Source organism: Corynebacterium sp. HMSC072A02, from assembly GCF_001810085.1.
Classification (GTDB): domain Bacteria; phylum Actinomycetota; class Actinomycetes; order Mycobacteriales; family Mycobacteriaceae; genus Corynebacterium; species Corynebacterium hesseae.
The window spans coordinates 278662-294941 of sequence record NZ_KV799847.1 but is presented as its reverse complement, the minus strand read 5'-3'; the positions used below and the strand labels follow the sequence as shown (position 1 = coordinate 294941).

The 16280-nt window shown below is 61.1% G+C and carries 13 protein-coding genes; 2 read left to right on the top strand and 11 right to left on the bottom strand.

Annotated features, from left to right (window positions below):
• Window positions 1-5 precede the first annotated feature (5 nt).
• The 11 genes from aroB to aspS form a co-directional block, all read right to left on the bottom strand.
• On the bottom strand, window positions 6-1076 hold the full coding sequence (aroB, locus tag HMPREF2698_RS06615) for a 3-dehydroquinate synthase (protein WP_070522202.1): 1071 nt from the start codon (window positions 1074-1076) through the stop codon (window positions 6-8).
• Between the two features lie 75 nt (window positions 1077-1151).
• Window positions 1152-1661: a shikimate kinase gene (locus tag HMPREF2698_RS06610; protein ID WP_070563060.1), complete on the bottom strand. Its 510-nt coding sequence runs from the start codon at window positions 1659-1661 to the stop codon at window positions 1152-1154.
• Entirely contained in the window at window positions 1658-2869 is a 1212-nt protein-coding gene (gene aroC, locus HMPREF2698_RS06605; protein WP_070563056.1) for a chorismate synthase, read from the bottom strand. Before aroC ends, HMPREF2698_RS06610 begins: the two co-directional genes overlap by 4 nt.
• Window positions 2870-2920: 51 nt before the next feature.
• The gene (locus tag HMPREF2698_RS06600; RefSeq protein WP_070563053.1) at window positions 2921-3313 is read right to left on the bottom strand and encodes a prepilin peptidase; all 393 of its coding nucleotides are present in this window, start codon (window positions 3311-3313) and stop codon (window positions 2921-2923) included.
• 56 nt (window positions 3314-3369) lie between these two features.
• Window positions 3370-4176 (bottom strand): shikimate dehydrogenase, encoded by an 807-nt coding sequence (locus HMPREF2698_RS06595; protein WP_070563050.1) that lies wholly within the window; start codon window positions 4174-4176, stop codon window positions 3370-3372.
• A 4-nt stretch (window positions 4177-4180) separates the two neighbouring features.
• The gene (gene mltG / locus HMPREF2698_RS06590) at window positions 4181-5371 is read right to left on the bottom strand and encodes an endolytic transglycosylase MltG (protein WP_070563047.1); all 1191 of its coding nucleotides are present in this window, start codon (window positions 5369-5371) and stop codon (window positions 4181-4183) included.
• A 22-nt stretch (window positions 5372-5393) separates the two neighbouring features.
• Entirely contained in the window at window positions 5394-5942 is a 549-nt protein-coding gene (ruvX, locus tag HMPREF2698_RS06585) for a Holliday junction resolvase RuvX (RefSeq protein WP_070563044.1), read from the bottom strand.
• A gap of 57 nt (window positions 5943-5999) precedes the next feature.
• Window positions 6000-8687 (bottom strand): alanine--tRNA ligase, encoded by a 2688-nt coding sequence (gene alaS / locus HMPREF2698_RS06580; protein WP_070563041.1) that lies wholly within the window; start codon window positions 8685-8687, stop codon window positions 6000-6002.
• A gap of 67 nt (window positions 8688-8754) precedes the next feature.
• Window positions 8755-10110 (bottom strand): replication-associated recombination protein A, encoded by a 1356-nt coding sequence (locus HMPREF2698_RS06575; protein ID WP_070563038.1) that lies wholly within the window; start codon window positions 10108-10110, stop codon window positions 8755-8757.
• A complete protein-coding gene (locus tag HMPREF2698_RS06570) occupies window positions 10110-11312 on the bottom strand; it encodes a phosphotransferase family protein (protein ID WP_070563177.1) in 1203 nt (400 codons plus the stop codon). Before HMPREF2698_RS06570 ends, HMPREF2698_RS06575 begins: the two co-directional genes overlap by 1 nt.
• An 83-nt stretch (window positions 11313-11395) precedes the next feature.
• Window positions 11396-13216, bottom strand: coding sequence for an aspartate--tRNA ligase (gene aspS / locus HMPREF2698_RS06565; RefSeq protein ID WP_070563035.1), 1821 nt, complete (start codon window positions 13214-13216; stop codon window positions 11396-11398).
• Window positions 13217-13420: 204 nt separating this feature from the next.
• Here aspS and HMPREF2698_RS06560 point away from each other — a divergent pair, with 204 nt between their 5' ends.
• Both HMPREF2698_RS06560 and HMPREF2698_RS06555 read left to right on the top strand, forming a co-directional pair.
• Window positions 13421-14314 carry a KPN_02809 family neutral zinc metallopeptidase gene (locus HMPREF2698_RS06560; protein ID WP_070563032.1) on the top strand — a complete coding sequence of 298 codons (894 nt, stop codon included), beginning with the start codon at window positions 13421-13423 and terminating at the stop codon, window positions 14312-14314.
• Between the two features lie 327 nt (window positions 14315-14641).
• Window positions 14642-16231, top strand: coding sequence for an inorganic phosphate transporter (locus HMPREF2698_RS06555; RefSeq protein WP_210386591.1), 1590 nt, complete (start codon window positions 14642-14644; stop codon window positions 16229-16231).
• The last annotated feature ends 49 nt before the right edge of the window (window positions 16232-16280 follow it).

Here is a 16280-nt window from a genome sequence, read left to right as displayed (position 1 = left end):
AGCTTTTATGAGGCGAGCTGCGCATAGGCTGCGCGCAGCTCGTCGACGGTAGCATCTTCCAAGCGCGTGGTTTCCCCGATTCCCGTGAGGGCCACAAAACGGATGTGGCCACCGCGGTTCTTCTTGTCATGGCGCATGCCATCCAGCAGCTGTTCGAAATGGCCCTGCTCATAGGTTGTGGGCAACCCAATTCGGGTGAGAATGTCGCGGTGGGTGACTACCAGGTTGGCGTCGATAAGCCCGCGTGCGTGGGACAAGTAGGCGATGAACATCATGCCCACTGCTACCGCGCGGCCGTGGCGCCAGGTGTAGTTTTCGCGGCGCTCTACGGCGTGGCCGAAGGTGTGGCCGTAATTGAGGGTTTCGCGCAGCCCCGATTCCTTTAAGTCCTGGCCCACCACGTGCGCCTTGACCGCGATGGAACGCTGGATGAGCTCGGGCAGCAGGCCGTCGGGGTCCAAGCAAGCGGCAGGATCCGCAAGGTAATGCTCGATGATGCGCGGATCATGGATGAAGCCAGTCTTGATGATCTCCGCAGAACCGGCGACGATTTCGTCGGCAGGTAGGGTGCGCAGGTGGTCCAGATCGACAAAGACTGAGTCCGGCTCGTGGAAAGCCCCAACAAGGTTCTTGCCTGCGGCAGTGTTAATACCTGTCTTTCCACCAACGGCCGCGTCCACCATCGCGAGCAGTGTGGTCGGGGCCTGAATTACTGGGATACCACGCATCCACGTCGCTGCGGCAAAGCCTGCCAAGTCGGTCACGGCCCCGCCGCCGAGACCAATAACGGCGTCACGGCGGCTGAAACCAGCCTCCCCGAAGGTATCCCAAAGCCGGGCAAGTACATCGAGCTGCTTAGCTGCCTCTGCATCAGGTACCTCGACCAGAGTTGCCTCTATTCCCTGTGCACGGGCTTGCTCGGCGAGGTCACCGGCAGCCTGCGCGAGCGGCGGCTGGTGAATGACCGCCACCTTAGCCGCTCCAATGTCCGCCACGCGCCCAATCACTTCTGTGCTCAGACCAGTGCCAATTGTGACCTCATAAGGTGAAGGTCCTTTAACCGGAATAGTGTGCATGAGTAGTGCTCCTTTGGCTGGGCTAGCGGTGATTGTGCGGCTTCATCATGAGGTTAAAGCAAAACAGCCGGCGATTTAGAGGGTTTCAAGGAAACTCAGAATATCGCCCACTACCTGTTGCGGGGAGCGCACACCAGTGCGCACCTTCAAATCAGCTACCTCCGAGTAAAGGGGGCGGCGCGCCTCCAAAAGCTGGGTATAGTGCGCCAATGGATCTGCAGATTCCAACACGGGGCGGTTCGCATCACCCAACGTGCGGCTTACGCCTTCTTCCGGCGTGACATCGAGGAATACGACGGTCAGGTTATCGAGCAAGGCACGTGTGGATTCGGTCAGCACTGCTCCGCCGCCGAGGCTCACGACCCCAGTGGTGGCCAGTGCCTCGCGCACCGCTTCTGCTTCTACCTCACGGAATGCCGGCTCACCCAGTTCAGAAAACACTTCACCGCAGGCCTTGCCGTAGCGGGCCTCGATCAGATCATCAGAATCAACAACGTCACAGTTCAGCGCCCGTGACAAGCGGCGACCAATCGTGGTCTTTCCAGAGCCGGGAGGCCCAACTAAGACGACGTGTGGGGAGCTCATGCTTCACCCCAATCCAGGCGGCTTGCCACATAGTCCTGGTAGGAGGCGATATTCCGCTTAGTCTCAGCGAGGCTATCTCCACCAAACTTTTCCAACACGGCGCGCGCAAGGACCAACGCCACCATTGCTTCTGCGACAACACCAGCAGCCGGAACCGCACACACATCGGAGCGCTGATGGATGGCGGTCGCCGCTCCACCTGTGGCCATATCCACCGTCTTCAAGGCGCGCGGAACGGTGGAAATCGGCTTCATCGCCGCGCGCAAGCGCAGCGTCTGGCCGTTAGTCATTCCACCTTCTAGACCGCCCGCCCGGTTAGTTTCTCGATCCACGCCGCGATCGGTTCGGACCATCTCATCATGAGCCTCGCTTCCACGACGGCGGGCCTCAGCAAAACCATCACCGACTTCAACGCCCTTGATGGCCTGAATGCCCATCAAGGCAGCGGCGAGCTGTGCGTCGAGACGGTCCTCCCCTGACGTGTGCGAGCCCAAGCCAATTGGCAAGCCCTCCACGATGACCTCAACGATGCCGCCAAGGGTATCGCCTTGCTTCTTAGCGGTTTCAATTTCTGAGATCATAGATTCCTCTGCGGCCTTATCGCAGGCCCGAACTGGAGAAGCATCGATAGCTTCGATTTCTGCAAAGCTGGGCGACGGGCCTTCGTAGGGATCGGAGGCGCCAATCGAGATCACGTGGGAGAGCACTTCGACGCCCAATGTTTCACGGAGGAAATTGCGTGCGACGGTGGCTGCGGCCACGCGGGCGGCGGTCTCACGCGCGGAAGAGCGCTCCAAGATGGGGCGCGCCTCCGAGTGATCAAACTTCACCATGCCAGCAAAATCAGCGTGGCCGGGGCGCGGGCGGGTCAGCGGGGCGCCGCGACCGGAAGCCATAGCTTTAGCGGACTCCGGATCCTCCGGATCCAAGGCATCGGGCGACATGATGGTGGTCCACTTTGGCCACTCAGTGTTGCCGATCATGATGGCGATAGGACTGCCCAGGGTCAAGCCGTGGCGGATGCCGCTGAGCAGGGTGAGGTCATCAGCCTCAAACTTCATGCGCGCGCCACGTCCATAGCCAAGGCGGCGGCGAGAGAGCTGGAGAGCGATGTCGTCTTGGGAAACGGGAACCCCGGCGGGCATGTGCTCAATGAGTGCAATGAGCGCTTGACCGTGAGATTCACCTGCGGTAGTCCAACGAAGCATGCGGACTATTATCGCATGCCAGGGCTTCTTTCGTGGTCACTAGGCCAACTATCACACCGTGTTGGGGCTAAAGAACACGACGAGAGCCGCAGCAAACAGCATCCCGGGACCATGCGCAGGCGCCCTATCCCGCGTGATGATTCCCCACAACACGGTGCTGAGCGCCGCCCCCATCATCGCCAACGCAACCCCTGGTAGGCCCGCTGCGTGGGCGGTCACCATTCCCAGAGGCAGAGCTAGCTTGAGGTCGCCCCCGCCCACGCTTCCGGCACGGCTAAACCAGGCCACGAGCACGTAGAGCCCTATCCAGAGCAGGCCCGCCAAACTGAACCAGCACAACGATAAAGCCGCGGCTGGCAGCGTCAGATAATTAGGCAAGCGCTTAAAACGCAGGTCATAAACAATTAAGGCGCACCCCCACGCCAAGAAAAGCACGTCCCCCATAGCCCGCAGCCTACCGCGCGGAAAGACAAGGCGCACGCGGTGGTTTGGGGAACCGATCAGGATAGCTTGAGCGCCTTGTTTAATGCAGCCAGCATCTCTGCCCGTGGAGCGGTGTGCCCTGTAAACTGCTCGAATTGCGAATAGGCCTGGTTGGCCAACATGACGTGCCCGCCGACTGTCGGGTAGCCGTCGGCAGCGGCATAAACGGTCAACGGAGTTGGCCACGGATCATAGATAACGTCAAATACCGGAGCTTTGGCCAGCTGCGTTAGGTGCTCTTCCACGGCGGCGGAGGGAACGGTGGAGACCACGAGATCTACCGAACGCGCAAGCCCCGCGAGATCATCGCTGAACGTTGCCGCGTGGAGGGTGAGGCCAAGGTCATCAGCCAGCGGGCGCAGCTCGGCGAGGCGGTCGGAGCGATTGAGCACCGTAACGTCCTGCACACCGCGCTGGGCTAGGCCCCACAGGACAGGCCGTGCGGTTCCACCTGCTCCGATGAGCAGTGCCGTCGACGGTTGGGACGTTCCAAGCAGCTCGTCGAGCGCGCCCAGAACTCCCTCAGTATCCGTGTTATCCGCACGCCACCCGTCTTCGGTGCGCACCAGGGTATTCGCGGAGCCGATGAGCTCGGCGCGTTCGCTGACGATGTTCGCGCAGGCGAGTGCGTCGAACTTGAGCGGCATGGTGACCGAAAAGCCGCGGTACTCCTCCCCCGCATCGGCGAGGAAGGCAGCTAGGTCCGTCACCTCAATCTTGGTGTAGTCCCAATCCTCCAAATTCACAGCTTCATAGCCTGCGTTATGGAGGACCGGGGACAAGGAATGAGCGACAGGGCTGCCCAGAACTGCGGCGCGGGGCATCAGGTTACTGCTCCTCAGCCGGTGGCTCGCCGGCCGGCGGCTCGCCAGCGCCTTCGCGCTGGCTGTCAAGGATGCCGGAGCGAACAGCGTCATCGACGTTGGCGAGGTGCTCGTCGTAATTATCGGTAAACACCGTGGTGCCCTTGTCGTCGACGGTGACGAAGAAGAGCCAGTTGCCCTCCGCGGGGTTCTCCATGGCCCCGATAGCTTCCTCCGAAGGAGAGGCAATCGGTGAGTCAGGGAGACCGTCCTTCGCGTAGGTATTCCAAGGAGTCTCGCGGTGGCGATCCTCATCGGTGGTGGCCAGCTCAACATCCTCGAGGCCATAGTTGACCGTGGAGTCCAGCTCGAGGCGCATCGGCTCATCAAGGCGGTTGAGGATTACACGGGCGACCTTGTCGAACTCACCGGCCGGGGACTCGCGCTCCACCAGCGAAGCCGCAGTAAGAAGCTCGTAGGGCTTGAGGCCAATTGCCTGGGCGCGGTCAACGATATTGGTGTCGTTGTACTTCTTCGTCGAACGTGTGATGAGATCCGTCAGAATCTCCTTAGCGTCCATGTTCGGATCGAGGACGTACTGGCCCGGAGCGATAAGGCCCTCAATACGCTTGGGGTCCTCACCGCGGGCACGAATTTCCTCCAATGCCCACTCCGGCGCACCCAGCTCAGCAGGATCCACCGTGGCCGCGATCTTCTCCAGCTCCTCGGCGGATACGCATTCGCCCTCCTTGCAGGAGACCTGAGAAATCAGCGAGTAAATACCGTAGCGGACATCACCGCCGACCACGTTGACGTCGAGAAGCGTAGCTCCGCCCTGCACGTCGAGGAGGTCAACCATGTTGCCTTCATCAAGCAGCGCTTCGACGGCAGACTTCGCGCTCATCTCCTCCTGAAGGCGGTAGAATCCAGGCTTGATTTGGCTCGCGCGCGGATTCGAGTTGGCCGCAGAAGAGAAAGCTTCGGGCGTCTTCACCACGTTCTTCTCCGCCAATTCAGGTGCCAGCTCGCTCATCGACGAGCCCTCCGGAACCTGAACAAGCTGGGTTACTCCATTGCCCTGCCCCTCATAGTCCAAGGTGCTGCCCCCTCCCAACAGGCGGAAACCAATGTAGCCAAGTCCACCGATGATCAGGACCAAGCTCGCAATGAGCACGGCCATGCCGCGCTGACGGCGCTTGACATATTGGGGTTCCATCGAGCGTCCGATGCGTGAAGGTTTACGGCTCACGTACTTCGTCTCCTACGTTTGAAGGGCTGTGGCCGTTCAACGCGAAATGGCGCGCATCCAGCCAGGATTGCAAAATTTCCACCGCGGCTGCTTGGTCAATCACCGAGCGACCTCGCTTCTCTGATACGCCAGAGGCCCGCAATGCGGAGGAGGCGACCACGGTAGTAAGGCGTTCATCCACCATACGCACGGGCGGAGGTTCTTTCATCCTGTCATCTTTTGCCAAGCGGCGGCGGATACGAAACGCGATTTCCTTGGCATGTTTAACACTTGATGAACCATTGCCCTTGAGATCGCGCGGCAAACCAACGGCTACCTCAACCACGTCATACTCGTAAATCAGCTCAAGCAGGCGGTCGATATCACCCTGATCGCGGTCTTTAAACCCGGTCTCACGCCGGACGGTTTCGACCGGCATGGCCAAGCGCGCGTCCCGGTCAGAGACGGCCACGCCGATGCGGACAGTACCGACGTCGAGGCCCAAACGGCGCCCCGGGCCGGGATCGTCCGCGACTGGTTTGTCGGGTTCTACGGCCATCGTGCTCCTCCTGATTCTGCGAGTCAGCTACAACTGCAGCCAACTAGGGCGCGTTCGTTAGTGGGCTTCGAGCTCATCACGGACGGCGTCGAAGGCCTGCTGGAGACCTTCAGCGTTGGCGCCGGAACCTTGAGCCATATCGGGCTTTCCGCCGCCCTTGCCGTCAACATAGCCAGAAATAACCTTGACCAAGTCACCAGCCTTGACGCCGCGCTCGACGGCAGGCTTAGTGGCGCCAACGATGAACGGGAGCTTGCCGCCCTCGTTCTCCGATGCCAGGACAACCACACCGGCGACATCACCGAGACGGTTCTTGATATCCGAGGCCAACGTGCGCAGATCACCGCCGTTTACTCCGTTAGGAAGTTTGACCGATACGAGGGTGAAGCCATTAACGGTGGTCGCACCAGAAATCATCTCCGCGGTCTGCGACATGAGCTGGGCCTTGTGCAGCTCCGCAATCTGCTTCTCAGCGGCCTTGAGCTTCTCCGTCAGCTGCGCGATGCGCTCCGGAAGATCCTCAGTCTGCACCTTGAGCTCGCGGGACACGCCTTCCACGAGTGCGGTCTCCTTGGAGTAGAAGCGGAATGCATCCAGACCCGAATAAGCCTCGATACGGCGCGCGCCCGAACCCACGGAGGATTCGCCAAGGACAGACACCGGGCCAATCTCAGCGGTGTTCTTCACGTGCGTACCACCGCAGAGCTCGATGGAGAACGGGCCACCCATCTCCACGACGCGGACCTCGGAACCGTAGTTCTCACCAAAGAGGGCCATCGCGCCCATCTCCTTGGCCTTCTCCAAAGACGTCTCGATGGTATTGACCGGGAAGTGCTGGTCCACCGCCTGGTTCGTCACCAAAGCGATCTCATCGAGCTGCTCCTGGGTGAGCTGGTCGGTGTAGTTGAAGTCAAAGCGCAGGTAGCCGGGTCGGTTCAAGGAACCAGCCTGGACTGCAGTCGGGCCTAGCACCTGGCGCAGCGCTGCGTGGATAAGGTGCGTCGCCGAGTGCGCCTGCACGGCGCCGTGGCGCCATTGTTCATCAACGGCAGCCGTCACGCCGTTGCCCAACTCAAGCCCACCGGCGGTCACCGTAGCCTTGTGCACCCACAGCTTCTTGCCAATCTTCTGCACATCGTTGACCTCAAGGAGGGTCTCGCCCGCGAAGATTCGACCATGGTCGGCGGTCTGGCCACCGGCTTCAGCATAAAGCGGCGACTGGTCCAGGATTACCTCGACGGTATCTCCTGCCTCGACCTCGGTTACCTTCTGACCATCGCGCACAAGGCCGATGACCTTGGCCTCGGACTCCAGGGTTTCATAGCCCGTGAACAACGTCGGGTGGTTATCCACCCACTCGCGGTAGAGCGACAGGTCAGCATGACCATGCTTCTTGGCCTGGTTATCGGCCTTGGCGCGGCGGCGCTGCTCGCCCATGGCGGCGTCGAAGCCGTCCATATCTACGGTCAAACCGGCTTCCTGAGCCATTTCCAAGGTCAGGTCGATGGGGAAACCATAGGTATCGTGCAGTTCAAAAGCCTTCTCGCCGGAGAGGACCTTCGGGGTGGCCGCACGAGAGGTGCTCTTCAGTTCCTCCACGGCTTCGTCGAAAAGCTTGGTGCCTGACTCCAGCGTCTTCAGGAAGGCCTTCTCCTCCGCCACGGCAACGCGCAGGATACGCTCGCGGTTATCGGCGATCTCCGGGTAGGACGGAGTCATGGTGTCCATGATGGTGTTCATGAAACGCTCCATGGTCTCCCCCTTCGCACCAAGCAGCTTGGCGGAGCGGATGATGCGGCGCAGCAAGCGACGCAGAATGTAGCCACGACCCTCGTTACCGGGGGTAACGCCGTCCAAAATGAGCATCATGCCGGTACGCGAGTGGTCCGCCACCACGCGGAAGCGAATGAGGTCTTCCTTCGGAGCATCCGGAACGTACGTCGCACCGGTAAGTTCCTCGGCTACGTCGATGACCGGGCGCAGCAGGTCCGTCTCGTAGACGTTGTCCACACCCTGCAGGATGCAGGCCACGCGCTCGATGCCCATGCCGGTATCAATGTTCTTCTTGGGCAGCTCGCCCACGATCTCGAAGTTGCCCTTGCCGATGCCTTCGCCACGCTCGTTCTGCATGAAGACCAAGTTCCAGATCTCCATGTAGCGGTTATCATCCGCAATCGGGCCGCCATCCTGGCCATATTCCGGCCCGCGGTCATAGTAGATCTCAGAGCACGGACCGCACGGCCCGGGAATACCCATGGACCAGTAGTTGTCTTCCATGCCTAGGCGCTGAATACGCTCGGTGGGCACGCCGATCTTGTTGTGCCAAATATCGGCCGCCTCATCATCGTCGAGGTAGACCGTGACCCACAAACGCTCCGGGTCGAGGCCCAAACCGCCTTCATCGACGGAGGTGGTCAGCAGGTTCCAGGCGTGGGTAATTGCGCCTTCCTTAAAGTACTGGCCAAAGGAAAAATTACCCGCCATCTGGAAGAAGGTATTGTGACGGGTGGTAATGCCCACTTCCTCGATGTCCAAGGTGCGCACGCACTTCTGGATAGAGGTCGCCGTGCCGTTAGCAAAAGGCGGGTTCTGCTGGCCCAGGAAGTAGGGCTTGAAGGGAACCATGCCGGCGTTAACGAAGAGCAGGTTCGGGTCATCCAGGATCAGCGACGCGCTGGGGACGGCCTCGTGGCCGGCCTTGACGAAGTGCTGGGTAAAGCGTTCCCGGATCTCATGAGTCTTCACGAGCAAAATTCCTTCACTGTTGAATGGTTTCTAGTCAGCGCTCAACTTTACCCGTCCGGTGCTGTGCTTAGCGACGCCGCCCCCGGATGATGTCCCGCAGCCTTCCCAGGTACTCGCGCACACGCTTCTCCGCGCCATGGTCGGTGGGGTGATAGTACTCGGCATCCGCCAGCGTCTCCGGCAAATACTGCTGGGACAGTACACCGCGCGGATCATCATGCGGGTACTGATAGCCCACTGCATTGCCCAAGCGTTTCGCTCCCTCATAATGGCCGTCGCGCAGGTGCGCGGGCACATGCCCGCTCTTGCCGGCGCGAACGTCGGCCTGGGCCGCGTTGATGGCGTTGATAACGGAATTGGATTTCGGTGCCGTAGCGAGATGGATTGTCGCCTGAGCCAGCGGAATACGCGCCTCGGGTAATCCGATAAGGGCCGCGGCCTCCGCTGCGGCCACGGCAGTGGGCAGCGCGGTGGGATCAGCCATTCCGATGTCTTCGGAGGCATGCACGATAAGCCGGCGGGCGATGAAACGCGGGTCTTCGCCTGCCTCAATCATGCGGGCCAGGTAATGCAGCGCGGCATCCACGTCGGAACCGCGGATGGACTTAATAAACGCGGAGACCACGTCATAATGCTGGTCGCCGTCGCGGTCATAGCGCACCACCGCGCGATTGACGTTTTCTTTGAGAACCTCAACGGTGAGTTCACCGCCATCGGGCACTGCCTCGGCCGCCGCCTCAAGATAGGTCAGTGTGCGCCGAGCATCGCCCCCGGCGAGCAGCACCAGCTGGTCTAGAGCATCGTCCGTTGCGGTGATCCTTCCCGCCAATCCCCGCTCGCTGGTCAATGCGCGCTCGGCGAGGGTGCGCAGGGAGGCGTCGTCCAGCGGCTCCAAGTGCAGCAACAAGGAACGCGAAAGCAGCGGGGCCACGACGGAAAAGGAAGGATTTTCGGTGGTGGCGGCCACGAGCAGCACGGTGCGGTTTTCGACGGCCGCGAGCAGCGCGTCCTGCTGAGTCTTGGAGAAGCGGTGCACCTCATCGATGAACAGCACGGTGCGGCGCCCTTGAATCAGCTCACGGCGGGCGTGGGAGATCACCTCTCGAACCTGCTTCACACCGGAGTCCAAGGCGGAAAGCCCAATGAAGTTATCTCCCAAGGAAGATGCGATGAGTGAGGCCAGCGTCGTCTTTCCGGTTCCCGGCGGCCCGTACAGGATGACGGAGGCCTCGCCTGAGCCTTCCACCAGCCTACGCAGCGGGGTTCCCGGCTCCAGGAGGTGCTTCTGCCCCACTACTTCATCGAGGTTTTGCGGCCGCATGCGCGCGGCCAGCGGCGAACCGGGGTGGGTTGCAAACATATCGGGGCCACCCGGCAGGCTTGGCGCTGACTGGTCATCGCCGAAGAGTGACTCCTGCCCCATCAGGGCTCCCGGAGTCGAGAGGCCACGGCTCGCCCAAACTCGGCGACCGCAGAGCACCCGTCATTGCTACATTGCGCGGCAAACCGCGACAGCGCTTCGAAGGTCTCATAAAGATCGCGCCGAATCAGTATTTCATCCTCGCTGAACGGACCATGGTCGGATCGACGAAGCAGAGAACGGTGCGGGTCACGGTAGATCTCAGCGTTGCCTTCCGCCAACGCGACGACCCCTTCGATCCCGCCGGCATACATCGTGGTCACGCTCGACAGAGCCCAACCGATGAGGCAGGAGACGAGCAACTCGTGCAGCGTCTTCTCATCGGCGAGCTGCGGCCAGACATCGACAATGCGGCGCTGCCAGGCATGGATGAAAAGCCCCGCCTCGGCATCAGTGATCGGCCGAGAAAAAAGAAACTGCGGGAAGCCGGCCACCACGCAGGCCACGTCAAAGCCGACGTTGCGGAAACCGGCCCACTCATAGTCCAAGAAGGTCAGCGTTGAGCCGACGATGATGTTGTCTGGGGACAGGTCGAAGGGAGTAAAAGCGCGGTTGCGGCCAGAACTCAGACTCTGCATGGCGGCACGGGCCAATGTGCGGACGTGTTCCGGCGGTTCCAGTCCTGCCTCGCTGAGGATATCCGCACCAATCAGAATGGAGCTCTGCAAGGAATCATCGCGCAATGCCTGGTGCTCAGCGTATTCGGGATGCCGACGTAACTGGCGCTTGAGCAGGGCGTCATAGTCTTCTTCGCGCCCGGCGGTCCCAGCATGCATTTTGCCCAACGCGCTGCCCAGAGCCCTGAGCAGCTCGCCGCGGTCTTCATCACCGCTGCGCGCAAGGGTGTCCGCCAGGGTGTCGCCTTCGCCGGCGTCGGACAGCACAAGAATGCGCTTGTCCACGTCGTGCGCGAGCAACACAGGTCCTGGGCGGACCTCCTCAGACAGCGCCGTGGTGAACTGATAGGCCACCACTTCACGGAGAAGTGCGGCGTCATCAATAGTGTGCCCGGTGACCGGGTTGTACTTGATGACGACCGAACGATGCGGGAAGAAGGCGCTGGGAGTCGTCCGAGCACGAAGTACCACGGCATTGCCCGAGCCGGTGAGTTGCTCAACGTCACTCAGCTCAGGCTCCCCGCCATAGCGGCGCGAAATCATCTGTGAGGCTTCTGCTACCACGACATCAGCCACAGAATTATTCATGGACTCGTGTCCCGTCGGATTCACTTGCTTGCCTGCTTCCACTTGTTGTCGGCCCAATGAGGTACACCCATGGTGTGGGGCCTTTAGGACTCCTTCCCAGCCTTTTCACCCTGGGCAGCCTTCGCAGCCTTCTCCGGCTTGAAGTCCACACCGGTCTCCTTGCGCTGCGCGGCGGGGATGGTGCCGGGGGCGTCGGTCAGCGGGTCGACGCCGCCACCGGACTTCGGGAAGGCGATGACATCGCGGATGGACTCGAATCCACCCAGCAGGGAGACGATGCGATCCCAGCCGAAAGCGATGCCGCCGTGTGGCGGAGCACCGAACTGGAAGGCGTCGAGCAGGAAGCCGAACTTCTCCTGGGCTTCTTCTTCGCCGATGCCCATGACGTCGAAGACGCGCTTCTGCACATCCTGGTCGTGGATACGGATGGAACCGCCGCCAATCTCATTGCCATTGCAGACAATGTCGTAGGCATAAGCCAAGGCCTCTCCCGGGTTCTGGTCAAAGTTATCCAGGTACTCCGGCTTCGGCGAAGTGAAGGCGTGGTGGACTGCAGTCCACTTGGAGTGGCCCAAAGCCACGTCACCCGAGGCGGTGGCATCGGCGGAGGGCTCGAAGAGCGGTGCGTCGACGACCCAGGTGAAGGCCCAGTCGCCGTCCTTGATGAGATCGAGCTTCTTCGCAATCTCACCGCGAGCTGCGCCCAGCAGCGCACGGGAAGCCTTGGTCTCGCCGGCAGCGAAGAAGATGGCATCGCCCGGCTTGGCGCCGACGTGGGCGGCAATACCCTCGCGCTCGGCATCCGTGATGTTCTTGGCTACCGGGCCACCCAATGTGCCATCCTCAGCAACGGTGATGTAGGCCAAGCCCTTCGCACCGCGCTGCTTTGCCCACTCCTGCCATGCATCGAACTGGCGGCGCGGCTGGGAGGCTCCGCCTTCCATGACGACGGCACCGACGTATTCGTTCTGGAAGACGCGGAAGGTGGTGTCCTTGAAGAAGTCCGTGCACTCCACGATCTTGATGTCGAAGCGCAGGTCCGGCTTGTCGGAACCGTAGTACTTCATGGCATCGGCATAGGTCATGCGCGGGATGGGGGTCTTGATTTCGTAGCCGATGAGCTTCCACAGCGCGGAGACGATCTCTTCTGCCAGAGCAATGACATCATCCTGGTCCACGAAGGACATTTCGACGTCGAGCTGCGTAAACTCCGGCTGGCGGTCAGCACGGAAGTCCTCATCGCGGTAGCAGCGAGCGATCTGGTAGTAGCGCTCCATTCCGGCGACCATGAGCAGCTGCTTGAACAGCTGCGGGGACTGCGGGAGTGCGTACCAGCTGCCCGGCTTCAGGCGCGCCGGCACGAGGAAGTCACGGGCGCCCTCCGGGGTGGAGCGAGTCAGGGTCGGGGTTTCGATCTCAGTGAAATCGTGGCTGTCCAGGACCTGGCGGGCAGCGCGGTTCGCGGCCGAGCGCAGGCGCAGCGCCTCGTGCTGGCGCTCGCGGCGCAGATCCAGGTAGCGGTACTTCAGGCGGGTCTCCTCACCGACCTCACCGGAGGAGGATGGATCATCAATCTGGAACGGCAGCGCTGCGGACTTGTTGAGTACCTCCAGGTCCGTGACGTTGACCTCGATCTCGCCGGAGGCCAGGTTCGGGTTGGCCGAGCCCTCCGGGCGGGGCTCCACGACGCCAGTGACCTTGACGCAGTACTCGGAACGCAGATCGTGGGCGCGCTCAGCTACCTCGGTCTCGCGGAAAACAACCTGGGCAACGCCGGAGCGGTCACGCAGGTCAATGAAGATAACACCACCGTGGTCGCGACGGCGTGCGACCCACCCCGTCAGGGTGACGGTCTCCCCCGCCAACTCCTTGCGCAGTTCGCCTGCCAAATGTGTACGCAGCACTCTCGTTCAATCCCTTCTCATCGTTGACGCTCACACCCACTCACGCCACGCGTAGACAGCACGCGCCGAGGGATGCAAGTACTTGAACGGCCCAAGTCTACCGCCCGCACCGGACTTGCTCAGCGCTAGGGTGAGCACCGCGCGCATGGCGGTGCACCCACTATCGAGCAGACACCACCACCAGCATGTGGCAAAATCTGGAGCATGACTTTTAAATCTGGCGCCAATTTTGATGGTAAGCGAGCAAGCTCCGGCGGTGGAGGCCGCGGCGGCATGATCGCTACCGGCGGCGGCATTGGTTCGCTCCTCCTCATCGGCCTCTATCTCCTTCTCGGCGGCGATCCCGGCGCCATCACCGGAAGCGATCCCCAGGCCGACCAGACCCAGGTCGGCCCCGAAGAAAGCGGGGAGGACGCGTTTGCGCACTGCCAAACCGCTGAAGACGGCAACAAGTATGACGATTGCCGCGTCATGTTTGCGGCCCAGTCCGTGGACAAGGTGTGGGCGCAGCAGCTACCAGACCAGGCTGGCATCGACTACGTCGAACCTGGCCGCGTCATTTTTAACAACACCACTATGTCGGGCTGTGGCCAGGCCTCCGGCGCCACGGGCCCGTTCTACTGCCCGGCGGATGAGTCGGCCTACTTCGACACCGCCTTCTTTGATCAGCTCCGCAACTTTGGCGGCGATAACGCCCCATTGGCACAAATGTATATCGTGGCCCACGAATTCGGCCACCACATCCAAAAGCTGGAAGGAACACTCAGCCTCTCGAACTACAACGAGCCCGGCGAGGATTCCAACGCGGTGAAGATTGAGCTGCAAGCCGATTGCTATGCCGGCCTGTGGGCGCACTACGCCGACAAGGGTGACGATGCCCTGCTCGAAACCATTACCGAGCAGCAGGTGACTGATGCCGTCAACACTGCACGCGCCGTGGGCGATGACAACATCCAGCGCCGCTCAGGGGGCGAAGTACGCCCCGATACGTGGACGCACGGCTCTTCCGAAGACCGTGCGCAGTCGTTCCTCGCCGGTTATAATTCCGGCAAAATGGAGCAGTGTGACACCTTAGGCCGTGGGGTTTACAAGTCTTAGGGTCTTAAAAAGCGCCCACCCCAAGGTCGCACCACCCCCAAATGTGCCCCATTAGCCCAGATTAGATTCACATACACCAAGTGTTTACCTGTCGTACACCTTAATGCTTTAAGGTAGTCAAGTTCCCGCCGGTTCGTGGTGGGTTCCGCTCTGTCTTTAAAAGCATAAAAGAACTGCGCGTGATGTCATTATCACCTGCACCGCGGTAGGTATGGCGCTGCCCGCGCCAACGCCGAATGCACCCCGCCCGCGGCCTGCTCACGCTGTCTCATCACGCAGCGTTCTCTTCATGAAAGGAACGACGTTTTGAGCACCGCCACGCCGACGATGCCTGATCTTGAGTCGATGAATGGTAAGAACAAGGACTGGATTTGGCACCTGTTCTTCGGCGCCATCACGGCTGTCACCCTGATCTTTTTCATCATTTGGGGCAACGGAGAAGTTGCTGAGGGAACCAACAAGGTAGTCCTTGTTACAGCAATTATCTTCGCTGTCTTTATGGCCTTCAACATTGGCGGCAATGACGTCGCCAACTCCTTCGGTACCTCCGTGGGCGCGGGAACCCTCTCCATGAAGCAGGCCCTCGCTGTCGCGGCGGTCTTTGAGGTATCCGGAGCCATCCTCGCCGGCGGCGAGGTGACTGATACGGTCCGCTCCGGAATCGTTGACCTCGATGCCATCGATGGCCTCGACCCGATGGAATTTGTCTACATCATGATGGCGTCACTCCTCGGCGCTGCCATCTGGCTTTTGGTAGCCACCCGCATGGGTTGGCCGGTTTCTACCACCCACTCCATCGTCGGCGGCATCGTCGGCGCCGCTCTAACCGTCGGCTTCATCACCGGCAAGGGCGGCATGGACATGGTGCAATGGGGCGGAATCGGCACCATCGCTTTCTCCTGGGTGCTTTCTCCGGTTCTCGGCGGTATTGCCGCATACCTCCTTTTCAAGTGGATCAAGTCTTCCATCTTGGTGTATAACGACGCCGCAGACGAACGCCTGCGTGACATCAAACTTCGCCGCGCCGAGCTGCGCAAGGAGCACAAGACCCGCTTTGAGCGCATGAACGAGCTGCAGCAGATCTCCTATACAAATGCGATGGCTCGCGACGCCGCCCTTACCGCCGAAGAGGACTACGACCCAGAGGCTCTCGAGTCCGACTACTACCGCGATCTGCACAACCTCAACAAGGATCTCGAGGATGTCAATGCACACCGCGCGCTCGAGAACTGGGTTCCGCTGCTCGCGGCTCTGGGTGCCGTGATTATCTCCGCGATGTTGCTCTTCAAGGGTCTGAAGCACACCGGCATCGATGTCACTGCCCTAGAAACTTTCCTGGTCATGGGCATGGTTGGCGCCATCGTCTGGATGGCCGTCTTCATCTTTGCCCGCTCCCTGAAGAAGAAGTCCCTGAAGCGCTCTACCTTCCTCCTCTTCTCCTGGATGCAGGTCTTCACCGCCTCCGCCTTCGCGTTCTCGCACGGTTCCAATGACATCGCCAACGCCATCGGCCCCTTCGCCGCAGTCTTCGATGTCTTGCAGACCAACCAGATCTCCGATGAAGTTTCCGTGCCGCTGCCGGTCATGGTAGCCATGGGTATCGCCTTGGTTGCCGGCCTCTGGTTCATCGGCCGCTTCGTCATCCAGACCGTTGGTTCTGGCCTCACCCAGATGCACCCCTCCTCCGGTTTCGCTGCCGAGCTGGCCGCTGCTGCCGTCGTCATGGCCGCTTCCCTCTTGGGCCTGCCGGTGTCCTCTACCCACATCCTCATCGGTGCCGTCCTTGGTGTCGGCATTGTGAACCACGCCGCCAACTGGAAGCTGATGAAGCCCATCGCTTTGGCATGGGTCATCACTCTTCCGGCGGCCGCCGCCATCGCTGCGGCGACGGTGTCTATCCTGCGCGTCGTCTTCTAAAGATCAACGCATCGCGCATACCGCATTCTCGCCGTGAGCTTCCCCAACC